Here is a 25,535-nt window from a genome sequence, read left to right as displayed (position 1 = left end):
ATTCACTGGATTATTCATTACATACGAATACCGGTTCTGTGATAGTGGGTTATCTAATGTTCCAGCATACGTATCCTCTTGGATGAACCTCGCAGTCGTTGGATCATACATTCGTGCACGCATGTCGATTAAGCCGACATCTTGATCATAACTGTGACCTGTATAACTAGTCGTATTAAACGGTGCGGTAATACCATTCACCAGTCCACCAAAGGCATCATAACGATAGCTTTGGATTCCGGTTCCATGACGATTTGTTAACTCACTAACAGTAGACATACCGTCATAATGGTAGTACATCATACCACCAGTTGTTTTCATAGTTGGGTCATGGCCCGGTATACTTCGACCGTGGTAACCAAACATCTTTTGGGAAACGATTCGGTTGTTGGCTCCAATGTAGTACTCTGCGTATGGTGACCCAGATGGGCTGTATTCCTTATGCACAAGATGGCTTTGTCCTTCATAAAGGTAGCGAGTTTCCACAACCTCCATTTTTTCTTTGCCTTCACCTTTTTTGTACAGCCCCCATGCATTCCCTTTGCCTGGATGGTCGCTGCTACCTACACCTTTTCCGTTTCCATTTCCATTTCCTTTACCAGGGTTATCCTTTTCAAGTCCTTTCCCTTTACCAGGATGTCCATCCTTAATAGGATTGCCCAGTGTACGCCACATACCACTTTCACGATACACTTTGCGATCTAGTGCATCGTAGCCATAGGTTACATAGCTATCATCACCGAACATTACCGCACGTAAACGATTTGCTGCATCATATGTGTAGCTTCGTTGTTCGAATAAACTTTTTTCTTCGATAATGTTTCCATTTGCATCATACTTGAAGGTTCTATCACCAGCTTTAGTTAGCTGATTGTTTCCGTTGTAGAAGAACTCGGTAATTTGACCATCAACTTCCTCGGTCAATCGATTTCCGACTGCGTCATACGTATATTCTACATAATCAACTGCATCAACCATATATTTTGGTTCTTCAGGGAAACCTCCCTGTTTATTAGTTCCTTCATCAGCACCAAGCTTTGCATAACCTTCAGGTCTAGAACCATCGATTGGTTCTGCCTTAACGCTTTCTTCTGTTTTATTATTACCTACTTCAGAACTATAAGCTTTAACTGTTACATTCCCACCACTAACATCCATTACGGCAGGCTCTAAAGGTGTAGCGGATGCTGTAGAAGTGAATAAACCAATAAACCAATTCCATAAAGATTTAATCCCATTCCATATTCCTAAGAAGAAGTCCTTAATATCTTGCCAAACCTTTTCAAAAAAGCTTTTTTCTTCTTCTGGAGCAGTTTCTTTAGAATTAGCTTCCGTAATGATTTTCCCCATATTCGTCTCATTATCCGTAACTGATTCTGAATTAGAACCTGGTTCCTCTAGTTTCTCTGTTTCTTCCTCATTATCTTCTGAATCATTAGGTACAGTTACTCGAGATTTAAATTCTTTTTCAACATCGTTGCCATTCTCCCCAGTAGTTAACTCTTTAGCATCCTTAGCCACTGACTTACCCTTAATGATTGTTTCTTTTTCTTCTGTCGTTTTCTTCGTATCTTCAGTGCGGTTATATTTTCTAGAATCAGGGAATTCAGGCGTTTTTTCCTGCATTTTTTCTAATGGATAATCAACTGCTGTTAATCGGTTAAGTTCATCGTAATGATAAGATGTAACCGATCCATCTTCTTCCAGTTGCTTTGTACGTTGACCTGCATCATTATACTCGTAGTTGAACGAAGAAATGATCCCTTCATTATTTCGATTTTCGATATAAGCAAGCTGACCATCTTTTGTATAAGTTTGCTTGATTTGATTACCATTTGCTAACTTCTGTGTTGTAATTCTCCCAAGCTCGTCATAATGAAACCCGCTCACATTTTCATCTGGATCCATAATGGATGTCATCAAATTACGATTATCATAGGTGTATGTTATCGTACGGTCTTCACTGTTTGTAGTGCTTAGCATATTGCCTACTGCATCATAAGTATAGAACAACTGCTTTTCTAGGTTGTGATTTAGCTGTTCGCTGATTCGTCCTAACGCATCATATGTAAAGGAGTCCTCTGAATCTGGCGTCTTCATGTGTGTCAAGCGGCCTAGAGCATCATATTCGTACTCTTGTTTAAAGTCTTCTAGATTAATGTTCTTTACTTCACCACGAGGGGTGTAATCATATGAAATAGTTTGTCCGTTACGATTAATTTCTTCTACTAACTGATTTGCTAAATCATATGAATAGACATGACTATTCCCTAGTCCATCTATTTCTTCAATGACATTACCATTTAAGTCATAGCCCCATTTACGTACGTTACCATTAGCATCCTTAACCTCTATAAGGTTACCGGTAGGGTCATATTGATAGTTTGTAACATTATCTAATGCATCTGTAACTTTTGTTAATTGGTTCGTGGCATCATACGTATATATTGTTGAATGCCCTAGTGGATTTGTTTCGTTTATTAAGTTACCTGCTGGATCATATTGATACTTCCAGACAGAGCCACTAGGAGTCTTCTCTTCTACTAACCTTGATAATGCATCATAACTATATGTCGTGGCTTCACCAAGGGCATTTGTCTCTTTGACAACATTACCAATCTTATCGTATGTCCAAGTAGTGGTATAATTAGCAGCATCAATATGTTTCGTCATACGATTAAGTTCATCAAATACATACTCTTGTTTATGCCCTAAAGCATCGGTTTCTTTCATTATGTTTCCATTTTCATCATAAGCATAGCTAGTTTTATCGTTTAATGGGTCTATTACACTTGTTATCCAGCCATTTGGATTATAGCTATATTTCCATTTCCCGCCTTCTTTATCTTTCTGCTCTGTCATTCGACCCAGTATATCATAGTCGTAGGTTACGGTATAACCTAATTGGTCAGTTTCCTTTAGTACTCTTCCTAGAGCGTCATACTCGTATGAATAATCGTCTCCTAATGGATCAGTAGACTTTGTTAAACGGCTCAATGCATCATAGGTATACGTCCACTTGCCACCCTCAGGATCCGTTTCCTTTATCAGGTTGCCGAGAGCATCATAATCAAATGCAGCTACGCCACCACGTGCATCGATGATTTTTTTCAATTGATAATTAGCATCATATTCATAAGCCGTCACATCTTCCAAAGGGCCAACTTCTTTTACGATATTTCCAACACCATCATATTCGTAGGTTGTTTTTTGGTTGTTTTGATCTATATATCCAATCACATTGTCTGTACCATCATATTCTACACTAACAGCATGGCCAAGAGGATTGATTTCCTTTACCAATCGACCGGCAGCATCATATTCATAGGTTGTCGTTTCTCCAGCTGCATCGGTTTCCGTAATTAATTGATTTAATTTATCAAAGGTTAGTTTCGTTGTATCTCCTAATGGATTGGTAATAGTAGTAATACCTTTCATGTTGTCATACGCATAGGTTGTTTTATTTCCTCGGTAATCCGTTTCACTTGTAATTCGGCTATACGCATCATAAGTGAAGGACGCCGTATTCCCCAAAGGATCGATTTGCTTTGTTATATTACCAAGTGCATCATATGTAAAATGGGTTGTATAACCCAAAGCATCAGTAATTTCTTTTACTTGTCCTAACGCATCGTATACATAGTTCGTATTAGCTCCACTCTGGTCGTTTACCTTTATAGGTCTACCTAGAACATCATATTCATAAGTAATTTCATTTTCTAGCGGATCTGTAATTTTCTCTAAATCCCCAAACGGCGAATACGTGTATATCGTTTTGCTTCCTAGTGGATCTATTTGTGTTTCTACTTGATCATTCACATTGTAAGTCCACTGATAAACGTTATCCAGAGCATCTGTTTGTGAAATTACTCGTCCTGCTGCATCATAACTAGACCTCGTAATATTACCTTCTGGATCCTTCTGTGTTGTCATGCGCCCTAACGCATCATAAGAATACTCCCAAATTCCACCTTCTGGGTCGGTTAATTTACTAATTCCACCAAGTGGATGATATTGCATGGAATAGGTTTCTTTAAGTGGATTCGTTGTTGTTTTTACACGACCAATTTCATCATAAGTGATACTTGAAACATTACCATTTTGATCTGTATAAGTTATTTCTCTACCCATTACATCGTACTGGTACTTTATTATACCGTCACGGTGGTCCTTTATTTCCTTAGGCTGATTGTAATAATCGTTATACACAATGGTTGTCTTTAGACCAAGTGGATCCGTTACAGACTGTACTCTCCCCTTATCATCATACGTGTAGGAGGTAGCATGACCACCAGTATCTATTTCCTTTACTAGTTGATCTACATCGTTATATTCCCACTTACTAGATTGTCCTAGTGGGTTTATTTCTTCTATTAAATGACCTCTGTCATCGTATTTTAATTCTGTCCTTTCACCTTTCGGATTCGTAATGGTTGTTAATCGATTGTTTTCACCGTAATGATAAGTAAACGTTTCTTTATCTGGTCGAGTATAAATAACTTCATTCTTCGCTTCATCAAAATTCCATTGGTGAACTAGTCCAGCCCGATCCGTCATCTCAGTTATCCGATGATATTTATCATAGACGAACTCTGTCGTTCGCTTAGCCGTATCCGTATGCTTGATCACTCGGTTCAATGCATCGTAGACATAGGACGTAACTTGGTCTAATGCATCTTTGATAGTTGTAATACGAGAAGCTTTATCATATTCATATTCAGTTACACCTTTTGCTGGGTCTACTAACTGTTTTAATCTCCCTTGTGAATCATACACATATTCCGTTTTTTCTCCTGCACCATTTGTAACGCTTGTCAATAGTCCAGCTTTATCATAGCCATATCGCTCAACTGTACCATCAGGTAATACTTTCTTTTCTAGACGTTGATTAGCATCATATTCATAGGTGGTTTTGGCACCATTTGGATGTAAAGTGGTCTTTAACAGACCATTATTATCGTAAACATATTCTGTTACATTATTATTCGAATCTGTCCATGTTTTTTGGCGTCCTACTTTGTCGTATGTCCATTTGTTCACACGTCCAATAGGATCCACTAATTTTGTCCGCTGCCCCTGAACATTATAATCAAAGGAAACCATACGGCCAAAATTATCCACAATATTAATTAAATTCCCTCGGTCATCGTAAGAATAAGAGAAGTATTCCACGCTTGAATCACTAGTAATAGTTACTTTTTGAACGCCAAATGGACCATAAGAATACTCAAGCTTTTCAGTAGGTCTTTCTATGATTTTCGGTCTACCAAGTTGGTCACGTGTATATTCCGATATCTCCCCTTGTGGTGTTTTTACTGTTTTTATATTCCCTAAAGCATCATACGTATACTCTGCTGTACCTGTTACGTCCTTTATTGTCTCAACAAGCCCTTGACTATTATACGTATAGGAAGTTACTCGGTTTATGGAGTCCTTTACAGAATCTAGTCGCCCATTGTTATCGTAGGTGTACGTTGTTATACTTTCCCCTTCTTTACGAGTAAGGATATTACCACGCTTATCATAGCTATAGGAAACCGTTATTCCATTCGGTAATGTCTCCGTTAATACACGGCCAAATTTGTCACGTGTGTAAACTGTTTTATTTTTATGAGGATCAATGACTTCCTTCACAAAACCTTGGTCATTATAAATTAATTCCGTTATATTCCCATCCGCATCTGTTAAATGGGTTAGTAGCCCACGATCATTGTACGTAAACTTAGTGTATACATTTGTAGCATCACTACGTTTCGTGACATTCCCTTGGGCATCATATTCAAACTTTGTTCTTCCACCTAAAGGATTAATAATTTCAACTGGTTGCTCCCATGTATCTTTATCTTCATAATCATACACATAGCTTGTAGTTCCGCCAGCAAGATTGGTCTCAGTTGTTATATTGCCATTATCATCATAGGTATAGCTAATCTTGCCTTGTGGAGAACTAATGCTAGTTAACAAATCATCTTTATAGGTATACGTTGTAACTTCCTGAAGTGGATTGGCTACCTTCGTTACGTTCGTTCCGTCGTGCTCGTATTTCCAAACGTTTTGTGCCGCATCGGTAACTTTGGTGCTCTTATCCTGATATGATAATCGGAAGTACTCCTTACCATGGATATTAACACTTATCACTTGATCATTATTATTATAGGAAAATTCCATTGTCTTTTGATTATCGGAAATGGACGTTATCCGATTATTACTATCGTATCCATAGTCAACTAGTCTGCCATCTGCCTGTGTTACTTTTTCAAGTCGATTCTTGTTATCGTAGGTATAACGTACTAATCGGTCAAACGGATCTTTTATAGTAGAAATACGGCCATTTTCCCAAGTCAAAGTTGTGATACGACCAGTTGTATCCTTAACTGTTTTAAGGTTTCCGCTTGCATCATAATCAAATGTTAGCACATTTCCTTTTCTATCTTCATAGCGAATCATTTTTCCAGATTTCGGATCCTGCTGTGGATAATCAGGAATTTCTCCTCCCTCTGGCAAATCTCCTTCTAATTCACCATAACGCCAAGGTGCATAGTATTTGAAATAGGTTAATTTCGAACCATCTGCCTTGGTAACGACATATCGGGTAGTACCATCTTCATGTTCAACACGCTCGATAGTAGAGCCATCTTCACTTACCTCATAGGTGCCTTTATCTAATTCATAGTTAATTAGCGGATCATCATCATAGCTCGTAATAAAATACTCATCTGACCCCTGGACAAAGGTGTAGTTATTAACACTTCCGTCAAACCTTGTTTCTGACATGGAATAATTACCTGATATTCGGAGCTCATTAAACAATGAATCTACCCATTCCAGGTTATCTTCCATATCAGATACATAGGACCTCTCGACAATGTAATCAAGGCCAATACCTGGCAAATGAAGGTCCACTTCGGACAAGTTTAGCTTCCCAGTTATTAAATCTACTGGATGGTCAAATGTTTGTGACAGTATATCTTCTGTACTAGAATCATAGCTTCTTTCCTGTGGTGCAGTAGAGGGTATTGTTTCACCACTCATTTGTACAGGTAAATATGGTTGTACCTGCTGGGCTGGACTTGGAAAAGCCACGGGATCTTGCCCTATTTGTGGTAAAAAATCCACAATAGACTTCGGATCCATCAAATTAGGTTCAGCGACTATTCTATTATTGTAGTCACTTGTTGCCGATAGTGTGGAAATTGGCAATCCTGTAATAATTAATAATAATATAAGTGCTATAATGAAGACTTTTCTCATTCTTCTATTTCTCTTTCTCTTTCTCTTTCTATACATAGAATCTCTCCTAGTTTGTTAAGTTAAATTCTCAGGTTAGTGAAAGGCGCTATGTACTACATGATAGATTCTTAAATTTATCTATACGTATACTAAAACTATTACTATTCTATTTTTGTCAGTAGTTGGCTTAGGTCTATTAAACTAATATGTCCCTCCTTATAATTAAAAACGGGCATTCTAAGCCAGAATGCCCATTTAACTCAACTTGGCAACCCAGCCGTCATAGCAACACTGCTTTAGACCTGTGGCTTTGCGCCCCCGTCTTTCAACGGGTTTGCTCTTTCAATTGAATGTTAGAAAATATAAATTCTAATCATAATAGGAAAAATTATCTAACTATTCCATAGGACTATCCTACCTTAATACAAAAAACGAAACAACAACCATTCGAAAAATAGGTTATTTTAACTAGGTAATATACACGATGCTTAATTAAGTATCTAATTTTAATCTTTTCGATAATGTAACTATCTACTACCAGAGTGAGATGCTCCCTTATCAATATTAGATGAGCCCATTCTATAGTTAGATGCACCCAAGACCATATCAGATGAACCCAATCTACAGTTAGAAACCCCAAAACCAAAGCAATATATTGCACGCAATATCCCGCAAGTGACAGAAAACCCTATTATCCGATATAATAAAAGAAAAATAGTAAATGAGGTATGCATGATGAATTTAAAGGATTTCTTCATCGGGATGTCACAAAATCAATTTTTAAACAATGCCGCAAAAAAATATGGTTTAAAATTAGGTGCTCAGTCCGTTGTAGCCGGTACCAATATTGAAGAAATGATTCAAAGTGTAAAGGAATTAAACCGTCATGGCATCTCCGCAACAATTGATAACTTAGGAGAATTTGTTACAGAAAAAGAAGAAGCATTAAAAGCGAAGAATCAGATTCTGGAAGTGATTGAAGCTATCCGAGTAAATGAAGTGGATGCACATATTTCATTAAAGCCTACTCAGCTTGGACTGGATATTGATTATGAGTTTTGCAAACAAAATCTAGTAGATATTGTATCAAAAGCAAATGAGTATGATATTTTCATTAACTTTGACATGGAGGACTATGGTCACTTAAAGCCTTCCTTTGACCTAATTGATGAGCTTTCTACAGATTTTGATAACATTGGTACAGTTATCCAAGCATACTTTTTTGAGTCCGTTAAAAACATTGAAAAATATAAGGATTATCGCCTACGTATAGTGAAAGGTGCTTATAAAGAGCCTGAAACTGTTGCATTCCAGGATAAGAAAGATATTGATCAGAACTTTCTTAAATTAATCGAATATCACTTATTAAGTGGGAAATTCACATCGATCGCAACGCATGATCATCATATTATTAATCATGTAAAGCAATTCGTAAAAGAAAACGACATTCCATTGGACAAGTTTGAATTCCAAATGCTTTACGGCTTCCGCAAAGACATGCAATTGGAATTAGCAAAAGAAGGTTACAACTTCTGTACGTATGTTCCATTCGGAGATGATTGGTATGGTTACTACATGCGTCGTCTTGCAGAGCGTCCACAAAACATGAACTTAATGGTGAAGCAAGTTTTCAATAAGAAAACCAATACAGTACTTGGGGTTGCAGCAGGTGCATTTATCCTTGGTAGATTAAGTAAACGTAAAAAGAAATAAATAGAAAAATCCTTTAGCCATTTTGCTAGAGGATTTTTTAATAGATTGGTAAATGGAGTAGTTTATTCCTTTAGTATCCCGCCTAGATAGTAAACTTACCACTTCACACCTATTCTATTTGGCACTATTTATTCAATGCCAAAGAAAATGGAAAAAGAGAAATCAATACTTTTCCTTGGATAGTGCTTTTATGAATCGGTCCCACATTACTACTCCTACTATCTAAGCTTTCACCAGGAGTACGATTATCTCCCACTACAAAATAAGCATCCTTAGGAACCACTACCTCTTCCATGTCATTAAAAGCACCCATCCTATATGGTTCGTTCATCATCTGGCCATTTACAACTATCGAACCATCCTGAATCATAATGCGATCATTCGGTAAACCGATTACTCGTTTGACCACATCAAATCCATTATGGTCGCGATAAATAATAATATCATGTCGATCCACAGTAAAAAAGATATTACTTGATAATACTACATTTCCATTTTCTAGTGTCGGGTTCATAGAATCCCCGGAAATAACAATGAAACCAATAACAAACCGAAAAACTAAAAAAGCAATTACTAAACAAAAAATAAAGCCTATCCAACCTAACCTGCTATCATTACGTTCCTTTTCACTTTCATTCTTCCTATCTTCCATTACGATACTTGTTTCCAATAGCATCACCTACCAATGGTGAGATTCTGTATACGTTCTATTCCCATATCAAAGAGGTCCTTGAACATGTTTCATAGAATTGAATTACATTTTAATTAGCATCATTAACTTGTAATTCTCCACAATCGATAAGTTGACTGGTATCTTTCTTGCCTAATACGATGTCCATTTCTATTTCTGTCTTTGTTATGAGACAATTTAACTTTTCTATTAATACTTGGTCCGCTTCTACACTAACATCATAATTAGAAATTAATTGATCCGCATAGTCTATTAATTCTTGTTTCCGTTTTGTTTTCTCTTCTTCTAGGAATACTTCATACTGGCTTTCGGCTGATTGAATCGCTTCGTGTATTTCGCTCTTTAGACGAGTTGTCTGCTTTTCTTTTTCCTGAGAAATCGTCCTCTCTATTTCTTCTATAGAAGCGGACTGCTTTTCATCAAACCAATTCTTTAACATATAAGCAATATCCTCGTTAGCAAATACTACCTTCACACTACTTATCATAATGATTAGGACGATTCCAATTCCAATTATTGGTAAATATAATTTGTTGCCTTTCTTCATATATATACCTCCTTAGAAAAACTCGCATTTGCTCGTCCTTTACGGAATGTATTCGTTTTTCTTATGTTGGCTGGAATAGGTTTCTACCTTCCTATCTGCCAATAGAAAGGGATGTCCCGTCCGTCTGACCCTCTCTGTGGAGTGAGGCCCTATTCTGAGACATCCGTATTGTTAGAAAAACTCGCATTCGCTTGTCTTGTAATAAATGTGTTCGCTTTTTTATCCTGGCAGGAAAGGATTTTACTCTTTTCTATCTGCCTCGTAATTCTTCCTAATTGATACCATTCACTACATCATCAAGAGCCGCTTTTGCTTGATCTTCCAATTGCTGTGCATGAGCAATTATAATTTGTTCTTGCTCTTCTACTAATCCATCAAGTAATGATGTTACCGATTCTCTTAAGTCCTCAATAGCCCAATCGATTTGATTTTGTAAATTTCTAATGGTAATTTCTTCTTGCGTATCTAATGCTTGAGCAAGCTGTTCTTGGGCCTGCTGTATTGCTTCTTCTAGCTCTTGTACAGCCTGATCCCTAGCAGTATTTATATCTGATGTCATGGTCGCCATCGCTTCTTGTCCAAGTTCACCAGTATAAGCAGTTAAATCATTATTCGCATAATCTAACCCCTCCTGCTGAACACGTTGGATTTCAAAATAACCATCTAGAAATACATTGTAGAACTCTAGCCCAATTCCCGCTAAAATTGCTTGCTCTTCTTCGCTCAACGATTCCAAATGACTTATTTTCGCATTAATGATTTCTGATAAGGACTTACCTGTTTCAAGTTCTCTCGTTAAATCAATATCCATTTGTGCTGTAGCTTTTAATTGTTCATATTCTGCTTGTAATCCTGGGAGCTTGCTTTGACCATATTCTTCTACACTCGCCTCAATATTCTCTACCGTGTTAGAAAACATACCTTCATACCAGGCACGAAGCTGTGCACCAGCATCCGTATTGGCAAGTGCAATTCCTGATCCTGCAACGATTCCAACCGCAGCTACCCCTACTAATAATTTCTTTTTCAACCCTTTACGTACTTTCATCATTAATCTCCCCTTTTATTCTAAAATAGTTGAATGATTGCTTTTCTGATTCCGAACTAATAATTGACTCAAATAATCGACTACTTCTGCTTCAATCTCTAGACTTAATACATTACTCTTTTCTTTCGCTATCTTTTCATATGGTTCATCTAAAGATAAGGTTAACGTATCAATTGCTGAAAGATAGCTTTCCTTATATTGTTGTAAGCGTACCGCTGTCATATTAGATGTATCTTCATGCAACTCGGTTAGTTTGACCTTTATCTGATTTAGATGCTGTTCTTGTTGATCCTTTAAATGGTCCGTGATGGCAACTTCTCTTTGGAACATCATATTTTCCAAGTTATGGATAGCCGTGCTTACGTTCTTTTTGTCAAAAAAGAACTCCCCATATACTGAAACGTGAAATGCAGCTATCAACGAGATCATGACAAGGAAGCTGACTAGTATTTTTTTCATTTATCACCCGACCTTTCTATTAAGAAACTACTATTTTTTATACTCCTATGACTCAATGTCCCTATATTAACAGAAAAATTTGAATAGTGAATCGTTAGAAAATACCATTTACTAGATAGTCTAATAGCTTTATTTAGACTGCCGAAAAACAGAAGATCATGTTGAACATAGCGAAGAGTAAGAAAAAATTTGTAATGTTTTCATGTAAACAGAAGAAAAAGGAATATATATTTAGCTTTTCTAGTTCGAAAAAACTATACCACTAACCTAAACTAATAAAATGCTAATAGATAACTTGCCCTAACTCCTTTACAATTGTCTACTTCATTATTCTAGAGCTTATGTCCTATCATGTTATTATTTGGAAATTTATAGCTGTTATCTCATGTTTAACAGAGTTTTCGACAGTACTTGAACACGAACGTTACCATTTTATACAAAGGCTAGTAGTAGAATATGGACTAACCTTTCCCAACCACTCCTACATAAGTAATAGCGCCTCCTAATAAAAGGAGGCTAACTAACTAGATAAGAGAGACGTTAAACCACTTCTTTTTACCTAAAAAATAAAAACTTACACATTTATGTTTAAATCTATTATTTTCTGACCATCCTTGCTACTAGATTCATAATTTACCAGAAAGGGATTGAGAGAATATGAGAAAAGTTGTCAATACAATTTGGATGACAGGGTTTATGCTTATGTTATTTTCTTTTATATCAGTGACGAATGCACATGCAGAAGCAGCCGAGAATAACCATGTTAAATTATTTGAAGTTCAAGCAGATTCCGTTATGAGAACCGCTCCTAATCATGAAGCTGATGTTATTGGAACATTAGTTGAAGGAGATAGACTAAGAACATTCGAAGAACAGAATGGATGGGTCAAAACTTTCTTCGATGGAGAGCCTGCTTGGGTATATGGAGAAGAACTTCTATTAATAGAAGAAACAATAGAAGTTGAAAATGATGATAGTTTACTAGAAGACAGTGACACGATAAAAGAGGAAGAAATTGAATTAGAAGAAAAAGAAGAAGTGGAGGAGGAATCTGAAGAAAAAGCAGAAGTTAAGGATGACATGAAAGAGAAAGCCAAGGAAGATGATATATCCACACAGACAGAGGATAATTTTAATCACTATACACCTGACCATGTTACTGAACCATTAGATTATTTGCCAATGGGATATATCCAACAAAATCACATGCAGATTTCAGAAGACACCATTACCGTTAGAAAACATCAATTAAATGGCTATAACATTTTGATTGATCCAGGCCACGGTGGCAAGGATCCTGGAGCAGTAAATGATGGCGTACGTGAAAAAGATCTGACACTATCTACTGCAACAAAGCTAGCCAATTACTTAGAAGCAGAAGGGGCAACGGTAAACTTTACTAGAGCAGATGATACGTTTATTACTCTTGAAAATCGGGCGTATCAAAGTAACGTCCATGAAACGGATGTATTCATAAGTCTACATTACGATTACTTTAACGATCCAAAGGTAAATGGTATTAATACGTATTACGCTAACACGAATAAAAGTAAGGAGCTTTCTGAGAAAATTCATTCCGCATTAGTTGGAGAACTAGATATGACAGACCGGGGGATTAGGCAAGAGGACTATTATGTTCTAAAATATAATCAAAATCCCGCTGTATTGCTTGAACTTGGCTTTATATCAAACCCAAGTGATTTGGAGAAGGTTCAAACCGACGAATACCAAACAGAGGTTGCCGAAGCAATTACAAACGGTTTAGTAGAATATTTTGATGCTCAGAATGAGTGATCTATATCATTGCACTGTATTAGGCGCACGCTTATAATCTCGTGATATAATAATCATTCACCTAGCCCACTTCGGAAATACATTTTCCAAAGAGGGCTAGGTGTGTTAATCATCTAAAAGGTTCTGTCTTCTCATTAATTTCCGCTACCATCACGATACCATTACATAGGAAATTCCAACTTTTCAAAGCGAAACGCTTCTAGCGCTTCTTCGTCCACTTCATAACCAATTCCAGGGGCTGTTGGTACTTTGATTACGCCATTTTCTACTACAACTTCTGGTTTAATAATATCTTTCTTCCAATATCGAGAGGACCCTGCGGTATCCCCTGGTAAAATAAAATTAGCTAAAGTCGTAATCGCTACATTATGTGCTCGCCCGATACCAGCTTCTAACATTCCTCCACACCACACCGGGATTCCTTGATCCTCACAATAATCATGAATTTTGATTGATTCAGATAAGCCCCCAACACGGCCTACTTTTATATTTATAATTTTACAGCTTCCTAGTTCTATTGCCTTTTGGACATCATACAACGAGTGAATACTCTCATCTAAACAAATCGGGGTTTGTAATTCCTTTTGAAGTTTTGCATGGTCGATAATATCATGATGCTGTAGGGGCTGTTCAATCATCATTAGATTTAGATCATCCAACTGCTTCAGCAATTCTATATCATCTAGGGTATAGGCAGAATTTGCATCTGCCATAATTGGTGTATCTGGAAAAGCCTTTCGCACCTCATGAAGCATATCCACATCATGACCAGGCTTAATTTTCAACTTTATACGCTTATACCCTTGCTCAAGAAAATGCTCGATTTTATTCAATAATTCTTTTACGCTTGGCTGTATGCCAATACTGATTCCCACATCAATCTCCGTCTTTTTGCCACCGAGAGCTTTTGCTAACGGTACACCCTGCCGTTTCGCATAAAGGTCCCATATCGCTCCCTCTATAGCAGCCTTAGCCATATTATTGCCACGTAATCGTTCGAATAATGGAAACACCTCATTTGGATGTTCAATTGCATTATCTCTTAAAATAGGAATTAAAAAGTCTTCAATGATAGCTAAATTAGACTTTATCGTCTCTTCTGTGTACCAAGGAATAGAAAATGCGACCCCTTCTCCGTAGCCATGATTCCCGTCTGTATCCACCACTTCTACGATATAGAATTCTTTGCCCTGCATGGTGCCGAAGCTTGTTGCAAATGGATCAATCATTCTCATGTTGAGTCGATGGATGATGATGTTTATTAATGGAATTGTCATGTTACACCCTTCTTCCTAATCATTTTTCAAAGCAATAATAACTGACATATTCATCACGAATAATATCTTTAGCCGTATAACCGTTTGAAAATAATAATTGAAATAGTTCTCTAGTACTGCTACGCCATTGAATAGCATGTTCTATATTTGTTGCTTTCATATCTTGAATATTAGCTGGAATGGCAACAAACCACTGTTCACAATCAGAGTCAAATACCACATCTGTTCGCCTTGGCTCCATCTTCTGTCCCATTTCCAATAATAATTGGGAAGAATCAATTGTACCATCGAATGGCTCAGTTTCTCTTTGAAAATGCCATTCAATTACCAATCGATCAGAAGCAAGTCCCTTATTTAATCCATCATCCATTGTCCCATAATAATTTTCTCTATAGGTAGTTGCTATCCCACCCAATTTATGTAAATTCAAGTAAGCATTGACACTTTCAAGCGGATCATATGTCCAAATCATTTTATCATATCCCTTGTCCGCTGCTACCTCTCGTTGCTTACGTTTTATTTTCTCTCCAAGCCCAGACTTACGATATGCCGGAAGAATTCCTAGTGCGTGCGATACTAAATACACCTCTTGTCCATCAAACCCTGGAAAACTATACTGGAAACCAATCATGTTTCCTCCTAAAAAAGCTCCTATTAGCACACCACCATTATGAAATGCGGTTAATGTTTGGTGAATCGGAATCGGCGTATCCTGCCAGACGATTTCTTCAATTTTTTGTATCTGATACAGTTCATCCAATGTTGTTATTTCTCTAATCTCTATCCCCATAATCTCCCTCCTAACCTTGATACTTCCTTACAGTCCTTCGTAATACCGTTACTAGAATCTCCACACTTGGTTCGATTGCTTGATAATTAAACGTCATTTGTGGGTGATGTAGCCCTGGTTCTAAATCGCATCCAACTGCTAACATGGTTGCTTTTAAAGATGGTCTCTTAATGGTATAAAAGTGAAAATCATCTCCCCCGGTTGTTGTAATCATCGGTATTAAGTGGTCTTTGCCAACTGTCTCCACAATAGCCTCTTCCATTAAATTAGTTGCTTCCTCATTGATTACTGCGGCAGCAACACTTGAGCTTATCGATAGATCAATTTTTACTCCATGATAGTTGGAAAGCATATTAGCAATTCGCTCCACTTTCTCCAAGAGCTCCTCCATTGCTTCATTAGTTTGGGCACGCATATCAATAGAAAACGTAGCATTCCCAGGGATAATATTAGTGCTCTCTCCTCCAGCATGGAAGCTCGTCATCTTTACCGAGTGCGGAATCATCGGATCTATATAAATATTATTCAAATGCTGAAAAAACTCACTCCCCACTTGAATTGCATTAGCGTTAAGATGTGGTCTAGCACCATGGGCATCTTCTCCTGTAATAACTCCATCAACTGACCATGAGGCGCCATGCCTAATTGCTGGCGAGAACTGACCGTGCTTTAATTCTTGAATTGGACGAAGGTGAAGACCATATAGAAAATCAGCATCATCCACAACCCCTTTTTCTACAAGTGTCAACGCTCCATCTCCCTTTTCTTCAGCCGGCTGGAAAATAAATCGAAACGTTCCTTGGTCTGGAGTTCCCTCCTCAAGAAGTGTAAACAGCACACCTAATACAATCGTCATATGGGCATCATGACCACATGAATGGTTTGCTTTAAATTCACCGTTAACCTCTTGCCAAAGTGCATCCATATCGGCCCGTAGTGCTACAACCGGCTTCCCACTACCAATTTCTACTACTAAACCAGTTATTTCCGGGAAGCATTGAATGTTTACCTTCTTATTCGCAAGTAACCCTTTAATATATTCCGTAGTCTGAAATTCCTTCCAGCTTACTTCTGGGTTTGCATGTAAATAATCGAAAATCTCTTTTAATATTGGCCTCAGCTTCTTACTAGTTGTCTTCATGATGTCTACAATACCCCTTTCTATTACTATCCTATGCCATCAATATTCTTTTTCTATTCCCTAATATGCTTCAGGTCAATCTTTTTCTCTTGTTGCCAAGCTTAGGAATAAAAAGAATGGAGTCAATGCGTTATCTATTGAAAGTGGCATTAAAAAATGCAGGGAAAATACTCCCTACATCTCTATTCGTGTTAAACCAACACTGGCTCAACTATCTCTCCATCTTTCATCCGAATTAATCGATTACCATATTCAGCCGCTTCTTCAGAATGTGTCACCTGGACAATCGTAATTCCCTTTTCCTGATTAATACGACGGAAAAGCTCCATAATTGCTGTCCCTGTCTTACTATCCAAATTCCCAATTGGTTCATCTGCTAGTATGAGTGCTGGACTTAGGATTAACGCTCGAGCAATGGCAACCCGTTGTTGCTGTCCCCCGGATAATTCTCTCGGTGTATATTTCTTTCGTTCTGAAAGACCCACAATTTCTAATATCTCATCCAGCTGCTCTTTATAATCAGCTGTCTTCTTCTTATCCATCGTAACCGGAAGTAAAATATTTTCTTCTACTGTTAAGTTTTGTACTAAATTATAAAACTGAAACACAAAGCCCATTGTTCTTCTTCGTAGAATACTTTTCTGTTTATCCTTCATTTTATTAATATCTTGATTTTGAATGAACACTTTTCCAGAAGTTGGTTGATCAATCCCTCCAAGTAAATACAATAACGTACTTTTACCAGATCCGGATGGCCCCATTATGGAAACAAAATCGCCTGATTCAATCGAAATCTCAATGTTTTTTAACACTGGGATATCATTTGCTCCCACTTTGAAATTCTTACATAACTTTTCTGTCCGAACAATACTCTCCAACATCTCCATTAGCCCCCCTTGAGAACCTTTACTCATATCGCAATTCTTTCATTATATGAAGCTTAAAAACCTTTCGAACTAGTGAGAGAGTTGATAAAGCTAATAATATCGCAACCACCCCACATAAAATGCCATAAAGTTTGAACGTAAAGTGAAAATCGGTCACCATCCCTATAGCGTAAAAGAACTTAGTTAATAAGAAATTTATTGCGAATCCACCAAAAAGCCCAATGACAGCTACGGTTATAAATGTAAGGAGCGTTTCGGCGAATATCATTTTCACTATTTGCCCTTTACTCATACATACAGAATAGAGAATGGCATATTCCTTCTTCCGCTGATTGAAGGAGACCATAAGATTATTTGAAATTCCAAGAATCCCCACCATCATACCTAAACCAATAATAATTGTGATTCCATTAATTAATGTATCAATCGTGCTTTTCTGTGCCTCTATCCTCTCGTCAAAAGTCGCTACCTCTAGTGAATAGTTACTATAGTAGTCTGCTATATTCTCTTTTAATTCCTCCGCTACTATTCCTTCCTCCTGCTTCAGCGTTAATTCATAAAAGAGAGGCTCAAAATAATCCTCATAGATTTCCATTGGAATTAAAGCACTATCGCGACTTGAGGCAAATCCAGCGCTTTCCATCGAACCAGCTACAATAAATGTTACTGAACCAGCGTTCTCTAGATTTTCGTAATGGCTATTAATTGGCTGTATTTGTACCGAATCTCCTATATGTATGTCGTATTTATTCATATAGTAGTCATCTAATATAACCGGGTTATCTAAGCTAATTAATCGTTCTTCATCTATTTCGAGATAATTTATCCCATCATAGAATTCACCTATCTCATTAAAATCGTCTACGCCAAATACGCCATAAATACCTTCACTTCCATTAATAGAGGATTTCCCCAAACTTACAGCTTGAAGATAAGCATCAGCTACTCCATCCATTTCCACTATGTCATGAACAAGCGAATCATTACGATCACTAAGTGTAACAACTACATCAAAATCTTTACTTACTGCCTTTGTTACATAATAATTAATTCCTTCACTTGCAATTCCTACCATAATTAATAGTAAAAAAACGACAATAATCATACTGACATTGTTTGCAACAATCTTATTGTTAGCAATATTTTTAATGCCCAGTCCTAATTCTCCCGATCGACTCCTCTTAAAGTATAGAGACAATAACTTTGAAAACCCACTCAACAATAGTGGCATTAACAACACAATGGAAATAAACAATAACAAAATCGATACAATAGAAAGTAGCATATCATCATATTTATTGAATCCATTTATCACAAAAGCAATGAAGAAGAATACGATTCCGAGAATAACCGTCCATCTCGAGCGTTTTTCTAATGTAGACGATGTATTGAAAAGCACATCCTTTAAAGGTTTGGCATTCGTTCTCACTATCCGGAGAAAGCTCACTAGTGCTGGGAACATCATTCCGAATACTACCGAAATGATTAAATAGATCATATTATATTCGACTACTGTTTCCATACCATATTCCTTGTACTCATTAAACAGATCCGCTGCAAACGGGAGTAGGAACACAGCTAAAATAATCCCTAGGACCGCTCCAATTACCCCATACATGAAGAACTCCAAAATTAATACCCGATTCATCATCCCTTTGCTAGCTCCAACACTGCGAAAAGTAGCTAAAACAGGCATACGTTCCGTAATAATTAACTTGGAAAGGGATGAAATAACATATGCACTGATTAACACAATAATAATAATCGCTAGCATCATAACCGTTTGGAAGGTCTGCTCATCTCGCATAATCGTATCTGCAGCACTACTCTTTTGTATGGTAAAGCCTTGATTCGTCTCCGCTAAACTAGTAATTGCTGTGTCCAGTTCCGTACCCGGTACTTCTAATAGAGTACTCGACACCATATCTCCTCCGCCGAGCATTTCCATTACCTGGTCCGGCTGAGCAAGAAGTAGAATGTCTCCCATTTCCGAATAATAAATACCATCTGATTTACTAATAGCAGCTATCCTAAAGTCATAAGAATTACCGCCACTGCTTACATCTATCCTATCTCCAACCACTAAATCATATGTAGAACTCGTTTTCTGACTAATAATCACAGAATTACCCTCAAGTTCCTGGGAGCCAGTAAGGATATCTACAATTTGCATCTCAAAAGCTGCTTGGGGGTCTAAGCCATATAATGTCACTGTAACATGTTCATCATTTAAGAATGATTTACCAATTGCTTGTATCATATCTAAACGATTATCTATATGAATATCTGCTATATCTAGCTTAGTAGACTCATAGAAAGGAATACCATCTTCCGCTTTTTTCGATACAACTACATTAGCAGTACCATAAGAACCTTGTAACATAGTTGTATACGTGTTATTTATAATTTCATTTAAACTAAGGCCAATAAATAAAATCAAAGTAGACAGCAAAATCGTAAGAAGCACGATAATCGACCTTAGCCTCTTCTCCAAAATATTATGTATAATATGCTTTAGAACAATACGCATCGCCCAAGCCCCCAAAGGAATAAAAGTGGTAATTTATAACAATACTTAAATACTATCCTAAAGTGTTGATCTAGGCAATGCGAATATATAAAATTTACTAAAAAATCACAAAAATAACAGGACAATAGTATTCACTTTAAAGGAAAAACCGAATGATGAGCAAAGACCCGCTCCGGAAATATACATGTGGTTACTTCCAATACAGGGACGACATCTGCTCGAAAGTACCTTCGCAGTGTCTTCTTTGCACTTTATCACAGCACAAGTGCGACATCTGCTCAAAAGTACCTTCGCAGTGTCTTCTTTGCACTTTATCACAGCACAAGTGCGACATCTGCTCGAAAGTACCTTCGCAGTGTCTTCTTTGCCATCGGGCAGCTGTTGAGCTAGGCTAGGTAATCTTCCTTGCACCAGGAAGCCCGCTATGTAGCATTTCTAGTGGACTCGTGGTGCATCCCAGTGCCTCTGGGCGTGCTCTATCCACCCTGCTTTCGTCTGTACATATTTAAGGAGCTAAGTATCATTCGGGTTTACATTAATTATTTTTCCAATCTCAAATCACGTTTGAATCTTTAGATGACGTACCTTTATCCTCATAAAATAACACAATGTCAGGATCAATCTTACCTATCCCTAAATATCTAGCTTTATAATCCTTTAACAAGCTTAAGAAACGTTTACTTAATAATAAAATGACTACTACGTTTATAAATGTTGGAATGGCTGAAGTTATGTCTGCAAAATACCACACTGCGGCACCTGGCATCCCTATACTTACTGCATAAATGACCATAGCGAGCCCCGGTATCGGGTAAAACCAACTAAAAAAACGTAGACATGCACGCTTGATCTTAGAGTCACGTTTATTAAATAAATGTCTCAATAATATATCGTAATAAATATACCAGCCAGTAGTAGTGGTTACACCAAATAGAACGACAGATACCGCTATAATATAGCGCCCTATTTCCCCTATACCAACTTCGAAAGCAGTTAATGTTAGTTCTGCACCAGACAATCCTGATGACCACACACCGGTCACAATAATTGTCAATGCGGTAATCGTACAAACAACAATGGTATCAACAAAGACTTCAAAAGCACCCCATATACCTTGTTTTACAGGATGGTCTACTTTGGCTGTAGAATGTACCATTGGTGATGTACCCCATCCCGCTTCATTACTGTATACCGAACGAGCCATACCCATTTGGATAACTTGAGCAACTACAGCACCGGTGAAACCTCCAATAGCGGCTGTTCCTCCAAATGCGCCAGAAAAAATTAATCCGAATGCTTCACCAACTTGACCAATATTACTAACGATAATGAAAAGACCGGAAAGAATAAAAAACAGCACCATAAATGGAACAATCCGAGATGCCACTTTTCCAATATGTTTAATTCCACCATAAATGATATAGTAAATAGTTACTGTTAAAGCAATCGATGCTGGAATCATTCCGATTCCAAATGTAGAGCTAACAGCCTCTGATACCGTATAATTTTGTAAGGTAAAAAAGAACGTACCGAAAATACCAAAACCAAAGATGACTGCCGGAATCATCCAAAACTTAAAGTTCTTCTCCTCGCCAAGACCTTTCTCCATATAATAGGTTGGTCCGCCGTAAGGATCACCATTTTCGTCTGTATTACGATAATGAACAGATAGTGTCACTTCCACCGTTTTAATAATCATCCCGACTAGAGCACACATCCACATCCACAATACAGCACCTGGTCCCCCTACAGCAATGGCAGTCGCAACACCACCAATATTACCAACTCCAACTGAGCCACCAACAGCTGTACTTACCGCTTCAAAGGAAGAGAGAATTCCCTTCCCCTTTTCTTCCTTGTCCTGCTTTTTAAAAATGGTTCCTAGAGTTGTTTTCAAAATGTGAGGTAAATGGACAAATTGGAAGAACTTCGTAGCCAGCGTAAAATATACCCCTACGAATAAGATTGTAATAATAAGTGGTAATCCCCATAAGAATCCGACGACCTTCTCTAATAAATCTCCCATACCTTTATCCCCCCTTAGACTCTAATTTGTTTGATGCAAGGATTTTTGGTAGTGAATATCCCCACCAATTATGGTCATTTCTATAGTTGTTTCTAAAAGCTCATCTGGATCATCTATTTCAAATGGATTAGTTGAATAAACTGTCATATCTGCTAGCTTCCCTCTTGATATTGTTCCCTTTAATGTTTCTTCATTAGTTGGATATGCCCCCATTTTTGTAAATAGTTTAAACGCATCATACATCGAGAGTTTCTCCTCGGAATTCCACCCCTTGTGCCGGTCTCCAGGTGCTCTTCTTGTTACAGCCGCATGAATACCTAACAATGGGTCCATTGGTTCGACTGGTGAATCCGAGCCACCTGCACAAATAACATTTGAGTTCAATAAAGTTTTCCAAGCATAGGCTAGATTCATCCGTTTTGGACCAAGTCTTTCCGCCACCCAAGGAAAGTCACCTACAACAAATCTCGGCTGTAAATCAGCAATACGACTAGGTACTGCTAATCGATTAATTAGATCTTCCCGTAATACTTGTACATGTATCAATCGATCCCGGTAAGCTACAACTGGGAACTGGTCTAAAATATCCAATATATTTTCTAATGCTTTATCCCCGATCGTGTGAACTGCAATAGGCATGGATAGATTTCTCACTTTCCGAACTAAATCATATAGTTCATCATTTGTGTGCATTGCCTCACCAACATTACTTGGATCATCCGCATAAGGTTCTGATAATAATGCGGTTCTCCTTCCAAATGCCCCATCTGCAAAAAGCTTTACTGCCCCAATCGTTAACGTTTCATTTCCGTACCCTGCATACATACTAGATTCCTTCAAATCATCTAAGTAATCATAATCAATTAAAAGGTTACAACGAAGTCCCAGTTTCTCTTGATTTAATAACTCATCGAACATCCGATACGTACTATGAAGTCCTCCTAAATTGTTGGTATCATTTGTATGTACACTTGTTAATCCTTGTCTAATAGCAAGCTTAATCGCCTGCCGTAGTGCACCTTTTAAATCATCATAAGAATATTCCGGAATATGAGCTGTAAAAATGTCTGCTGCAGACTCTAGAATAAGCCCTGTCGGCTGCTTTAATGTTTCATCTAGTTCAATTGAACCGCCTTGAGGCATTATCATATCACGATGATAATGACAAACCTCCAAGGCTTTTCTATTCACTAATGCTGCATGACCACAAACGCGTGGAATGTAAAGAGGATTATGTGGAGAAACAGAATCTAGTTCATTAATAGTAGGAATACCACCATCTATAAATAAATTTTCATCCCACCCTCTCCCAACTAGCCATTCTCCAGGTGAGAGGTTTGCTGCTTTATCTTTGATTATCTGAAGCATAGAAGTTTTCGAGGTTACCCCAGTTACATCTAGGTTTAATAAATTGATAGCTATCGATGACAGATGTAGGTGGCTATCAATTAATCCCGGAGTAACAGTTTTACCGCCTAAGTCAACTATCTCCGTTTCATAACTCCCCCAATATGACGTTATTTCCTCCTTTGTACCCATATCAATAAATCTACCTTCTTCCACGACAACTGCTTCTACACATGGCTTTACCGGATCAAAGGTATAAAACTTCCCATTGATAAAAATTTTTCTCATGATAACTTCTCCCTTTTAATCAGTCGTTATAATTTTCTTATTTTTATAAATATACAAATAATTAATTATTTCGTCAATGCATTATAATAAAGGATAAGATCGGTTGCCTTTCACTAATTTTTTTCCTTAAATGGGATGTATGATAATATGTAGATGAATTCTAAGTAGCAGGGAGAGAAGCAATCTTGATAGAAGTATATACAGACGGGGCTGCTAGTGGAAATCCAGGCATTAGTGGTGCTGGCATTTATATAAAAGGACAAAAAAAACAGTATGAATATAGCTTCCCTCTTGGTATCATGACAAATCATGAAGCTGAGTTTTATGCTGTAATTAAAGCACTAGAGATATGTGAAAAAGAGTTCCCAAATGAAATTCTATCCTTTCGTTCCGATTCCCAAACCGTTGTACAAGTGGTAGACAATGATTTTACCAAAAACAAAACATTCCTCCCTTTACTAGAAGCAATTCGGGAAAAAACAGCAAAATTTCCCTATTTCTTCATCAAGTGGATACCAGAAAAAGAGAATGGACATGCTGATCGTTTATCCCGAAAGGCTATTCAAGCACAGCGGTCTTAAGTGATCTATAAGCACATTTTCAAAGACAAGCATAAGAAAAAGGAGTATAGTAGTCGTAAAGAATTTTCAACCAATTGAAGGAAATAGCCTAATTAGGCACCTACTCAGTGCTAGAGATAATGTAAAGGATGAAAACGTTAAATGAAGGAGCCAATTAATCATGGAAAGAATACAGCTTGCAGAGGATTTATCTTTTTCTAGAATTATTCACGGTTTATGGCGGTTAGCTGATTGGAAATATAGTGCCGACCAATTTGTAGACTTAATTGAATATTGTATGGAACAAGGGATTACTACATTTGATCATGCCGATATTTACGGTGGATTTCAATGTGAGGAGCTATTTGGTAATGCACTTGCACTTAAGCCTGGACTTCGAGAAAACATTGAGATCGTGACCAAGTGCGGGATTGTCATTCCGTCTCCTAATCGACCGGAACACAAGTCACATCATTACAACACATCAAAACGCCATATTATCCAATCTGTAGAGAATTCTTTAAAGAATTTCCGGACAGATTATATTGATACGTTATTAATTCACCGACCAGATCCCTTTATGGATCCTGAACAGGTTGCGAGTGCCTTTCACGAATTAAAAGCTTCTGGGAAAGTCAGACACTTTGGGGTATCTAATTTCAAGCGTCATCAGCTTACAATGCTTGAATCTTATTTAGATGTAGATCTTGTGACGAACCAAATTGAACTTTCAGCATACCAGTTAGAAAATTTGGAAGACGGAACGTTAAACCTTTGTCTAGAGAAACAAATCGCTCCCATGGCATGGTCCCCACTAGCAAGAGGACAAATTTTTACGAACGAAGATGATAAAGCAGTACGGTTACGTAAGACATTAGAGAAAATCGCTATTGAAATGGATAGAAGTAGTATCGATGAAATATTATACGCATGGATTTTAAATCATCCCGCTAATGTAATGCCAATCGTAGGTTCAAGTAAAAAGGAAAGGATCCAAAAAGCAGTTAATGCCTTGAATATAGAATTATCATTAGATCAATGGTTTGAAATTCTACATGCATCCATGGGTCATGAGGTGCCTTAATGTAGAGATGAAAGCAAAATGACTATCAAATGCATTGTCCCATTTGATAGTCATTCTATCTTCCTAGTTTTCTATTTAAATTAGCAAAAGGACTCAAGTCAAAGCTGTATTATCGTTAGTTTA

The 25,535-nt window shown here is 37.4% G+C and carries 16 protein-coding genes and 1 riboswitch; of the genes, 4 read left to right on the top strand and 12 right to left on the bottom strand.

Annotation, left to right across the window (positions count from 1 at the left end; translation table 11 throughout):
* The coding region (locus tag KGF86_RS17435; RefSeq protein WP_211742570.1) for an RHS repeat-associated core domain-containing protein at nt 1–7,287 on the bottom strand (7,287 nt) is incomplete at its 3' end.
* Nucleotides 7,288–7,494: 207 nt separating this feature from the next.
* Nucleotides 7,495–7,579, bottom strand: a riboswitch (cyclic di-GMP riboswitch).
* Nucleotides 7,580–7,965: 386 nt separating this feature from the next.
* Between KGF86_RS17435 and KGF86_RS17430 the strand changes: the two genes are divergently transcribed.
* Entirely contained in the window at nt 7,966–8,943 is a 978-nt protein-coding gene (locus KGF86_RS17430; protein ID WP_186870469.1) for a proline dehydrogenase family protein, read from the top strand.
* Between the two features lie 124 nt (nt 8,944–9,067).
* Here the strand turns inward: KGF86_RS17430 and lepB are convergent, their stop codons facing one another.
* The 4 genes from lepB to KGF86_RS17410 all read right to left on the bottom strand — a co-directional run bounded on the left by lepB (nt 9,068) and on the right by KGF86_RS17410 (nt 11,688).
* Entirely contained in the window at nt 9,068–9,613 is a 546-nt protein-coding gene (gene lepB, locus KGF86_RS17425) for a signal peptidase I (protein WP_425516505.1), read from the bottom strand.
* Between the two features lie 91 nt (nt 9,614–9,704).
* Complete coding sequence (locus tag KGF86_RS17420) at nt 9,705–10,181, bottom strand: hypothetical protein (protein ID WP_186870471.1); 477 nt, start codon at nt 10,179–10,181, stop codon at nt 9,705–9,707.
* Between the two features lie 271 nt (nt 10,182–10,452).
* Nucleotides 10,453–11,229, bottom strand: a complete 777-nt coding sequence (locus KGF86_RS17415) for a hypothetical protein (RefSeq protein ID WP_186870472.1) — start codon at nt 11,227–11,229, stop codon at nt 10,453–10,455.
* 15 nt (nt 11,230–11,244) lie between these two features.
* Entirely contained in the window at nt 11,245–11,688 is a 444-nt protein-coding gene (locus KGF86_RS17410; protein ID WP_186870473.1) for a hypothetical protein, read from the bottom strand.
* A 657-nt stretch (nt 11,689–12,345) separates the two neighbouring features.
* Here KGF86_RS17410 and KGF86_RS17405 point away from each other — a divergent pair.
* A complete protein-coding gene (locus KGF86_RS17405; protein ID WP_211742568.1) occupies nt 12,346–13,482 on the top strand; it encodes an N-acetylmuramoyl-L-alanine amidase family protein in 1,137 nt (378 codons plus the stop codon).
* A gap of 161 nt (nt 13,483–13,643) precedes the next feature.
* Here the strand turns inward: KGF86_RS17405 and menC are convergent, their stop codons facing one another.
* From menC to KGF86_RS17370, 7 genes are all read right to left on the bottom strand, one after another.
* A complete protein-coding gene (gene menC, locus KGF86_RS17400; protein WP_186870475.1) occupies nt 13,644–14,759 on the bottom strand; it encodes an o-succinylbenzoate synthase in 1,116 nt (371 codons plus the stop codon).
* A gap of 19 nt (nt 14,760–14,778) precedes the next feature.
* Nucleotides 14,779–15,549, bottom strand: a complete 771-nt coding sequence (locus tag KGF86_RS17395; RefSeq protein WP_186870476.1) for a GNAT family N-acetyltransferase — start codon at nt 15,547–15,549, stop codon at nt 14,779–14,781.
* A gap of 10 nt (nt 15,550–15,559) precedes the next feature.
* Entirely contained in the window at nt 15,560–16,690 is a 1,131-nt protein-coding gene (locus tag KGF86_RS17390) for a M20 peptidase aminoacylase family protein (protein WP_186870477.1), read from the bottom strand.
* A gap of 191 nt (nt 16,691–16,881) precedes the next feature.
* Nucleotides 16,882–17,577, bottom strand: coding sequence for an ABC transporter ATP-binding protein (locus KGF86_RS17385; RefSeq protein ID WP_211742567.1), 696 nt, complete (start codon nt 17,575–17,577; stop codon nt 16,882–16,884).
* Between the two features lie 19 nt (nt 17,578–17,596).
* Nucleotides 17,597–20,107: an FtsX-like permease family protein gene (locus KGF86_RS17380; protein WP_211742566.1), complete on the bottom strand. Its 2,511-nt coding sequence runs from the start codon at nt 20,105–20,107 to the stop codon at nt 17,597–17,599.
* Between the two features lie 553 nt (nt 20,108–20,660).
* The gene (locus KGF86_RS17375) at nt 20,661–22,133 is read right to left on the bottom strand and encodes an alanine/glycine:cation symporter family protein (RefSeq protein ID WP_186870479.1); all 1,473 of its coding nucleotides are present in this window, start codon (nt 22,131–22,133) and stop codon (nt 20,661–20,663) included.
* A 21-nt stretch (nt 22,134–22,154) separates the two neighbouring features.
* The gene (locus KGF86_RS17370) at nt 22,155–23,768 is read right to left on the bottom strand and encodes an amidohydrolase (RefSeq protein WP_211742565.1); all 1,614 of its coding nucleotides are present in this window, start codon (nt 23,766–23,768) and stop codon (nt 22,155–22,157) included.
* A gap of 185 nt (nt 23,769–23,953) precedes the next feature.
* Between KGF86_RS17370 and KGF86_RS17365 the strand changes: the two genes are divergently transcribed.
* A complete protein-coding gene (locus KGF86_RS17365; RefSeq protein ID WP_211742564.1) occupies nt 23,954–24,349 on the top strand; it encodes a ribonuclease HI family protein in 396 nt (131 codons plus the stop codon).
* Nucleotides 24,350–24,509: 160 nt separating this feature from the next.
* Nucleotides 24,510–25,412: an aldo/keto reductase gene (locus KGF86_RS17360; protein WP_211742563.1), complete on the top strand. Its 903-nt coding sequence runs from the start codon at nt 24,510–24,512 to the stop codon at nt 25,410–25,412.
* Nucleotides 25,413–25,535 lie beyond the last annotated feature (123 nt).

Source organism: Ornithinibacillus massiliensis, from assembly GCF_018310345.1.
In the GTDB taxonomy this organism is placed as follows: domain Bacteria; phylum Bacillota; class Bacilli; order Bacillales; family Amphibacillaceae; genus Ornithinibacillus; species Ornithinibacillus massiliensis.
This window is presented reverse-complemented; position numbering and strand designations above follow the sequence as displayed.

Excerpts from the sequence above, each read along its gene's own strand:
- KGF86_RS17430 (WP_186870469.1), top strand. The coding sequence starts at position 7,966 with ATGAATTTAAAGGATTTCTTCATCGGGATGTCACAAAATCAATTTTTA.
- KGF86_RS17420 (WP_186870471.1), bottom strand. The coding sequence starts at position 10,181 with ATGAAGAAAGGCAACAAATTATATTTACCAATAATTGGAATTGGAATC.
- KGF86_RS17415 (WP_186870472.1), bottom strand. The coding sequence starts at position 11,229 with ATGAAAGTACGTAAAGGGTTGAAAAAGAAATTATTAGTAGGGGTAGCT.
- KGF86_RS17410 (WP_186870473.1), bottom strand. The coding sequence starts at position 11,688 with ATGAAAAAAATACTAGTCAGCTTCCTTGTCATGATCTCGTTGATAGCT.
- KGF86_RS17405 (WP_211742568.1), top strand. The coding sequence starts at position 12,346 with ATGAGAAAAGTTGTCAATACAATTTGGATGACAGGGTTTATGCTTATG.
- menC (WP_186870475.1), bottom strand. The coding sequence starts at position 14,759 with ATGACAATTCCATTAATAAACATCATCATCCATCGACTCAACATGAGA.
- KGF86_RS17395 (WP_186870476.1), bottom strand. The coding sequence starts at position 15,549 with ATGGGGATAGAGATTAGAGAAATAACAACATTGGATGAACTGTATCAG.
- KGF86_RS17390 (WP_186870477.1), bottom strand. The coding sequence starts at position 16,690 with ATGAAGACAACTAGTAAGAAGCTGAGGCCAATATTAAAAGAGATTTTC.
- KGF86_RS17385 (WP_211742567.1), bottom strand. The coding sequence starts at position 17,577 with ATGGAGATGTTGGAGAGTATTGTTCGGACAGAAAAGTTATGTAAGAAT.
- KGF86_RS17380 (WP_211742566.1), bottom strand. The coding sequence starts at position 20,107 with ATGCGTATTGTTCTAAAGCATATTATACATAATATTTTGGAGAAGAGG.
- KGF86_RS17375 (WP_186870479.1), bottom strand. The coding sequence starts at position 22,133 with ATGGGAGATTTATTAGAGAAGGTCGTCGGATTCTTATGGGGATTACCA.
- KGF86_RS17370 (WP_211742565.1), bottom strand. The coding sequence starts at position 23,768 with ATGAGAAAAATTTTTATCAATGGGAAGTTTTATACCTTTGATCCGGTA.
- KGF86_RS17360 (WP_211742563.1), top strand. The coding sequence starts at position 24,510 with ATGGAAAGAATACAGCTTGCAGAGGATTTATCTTTTTCTAGAATTATT.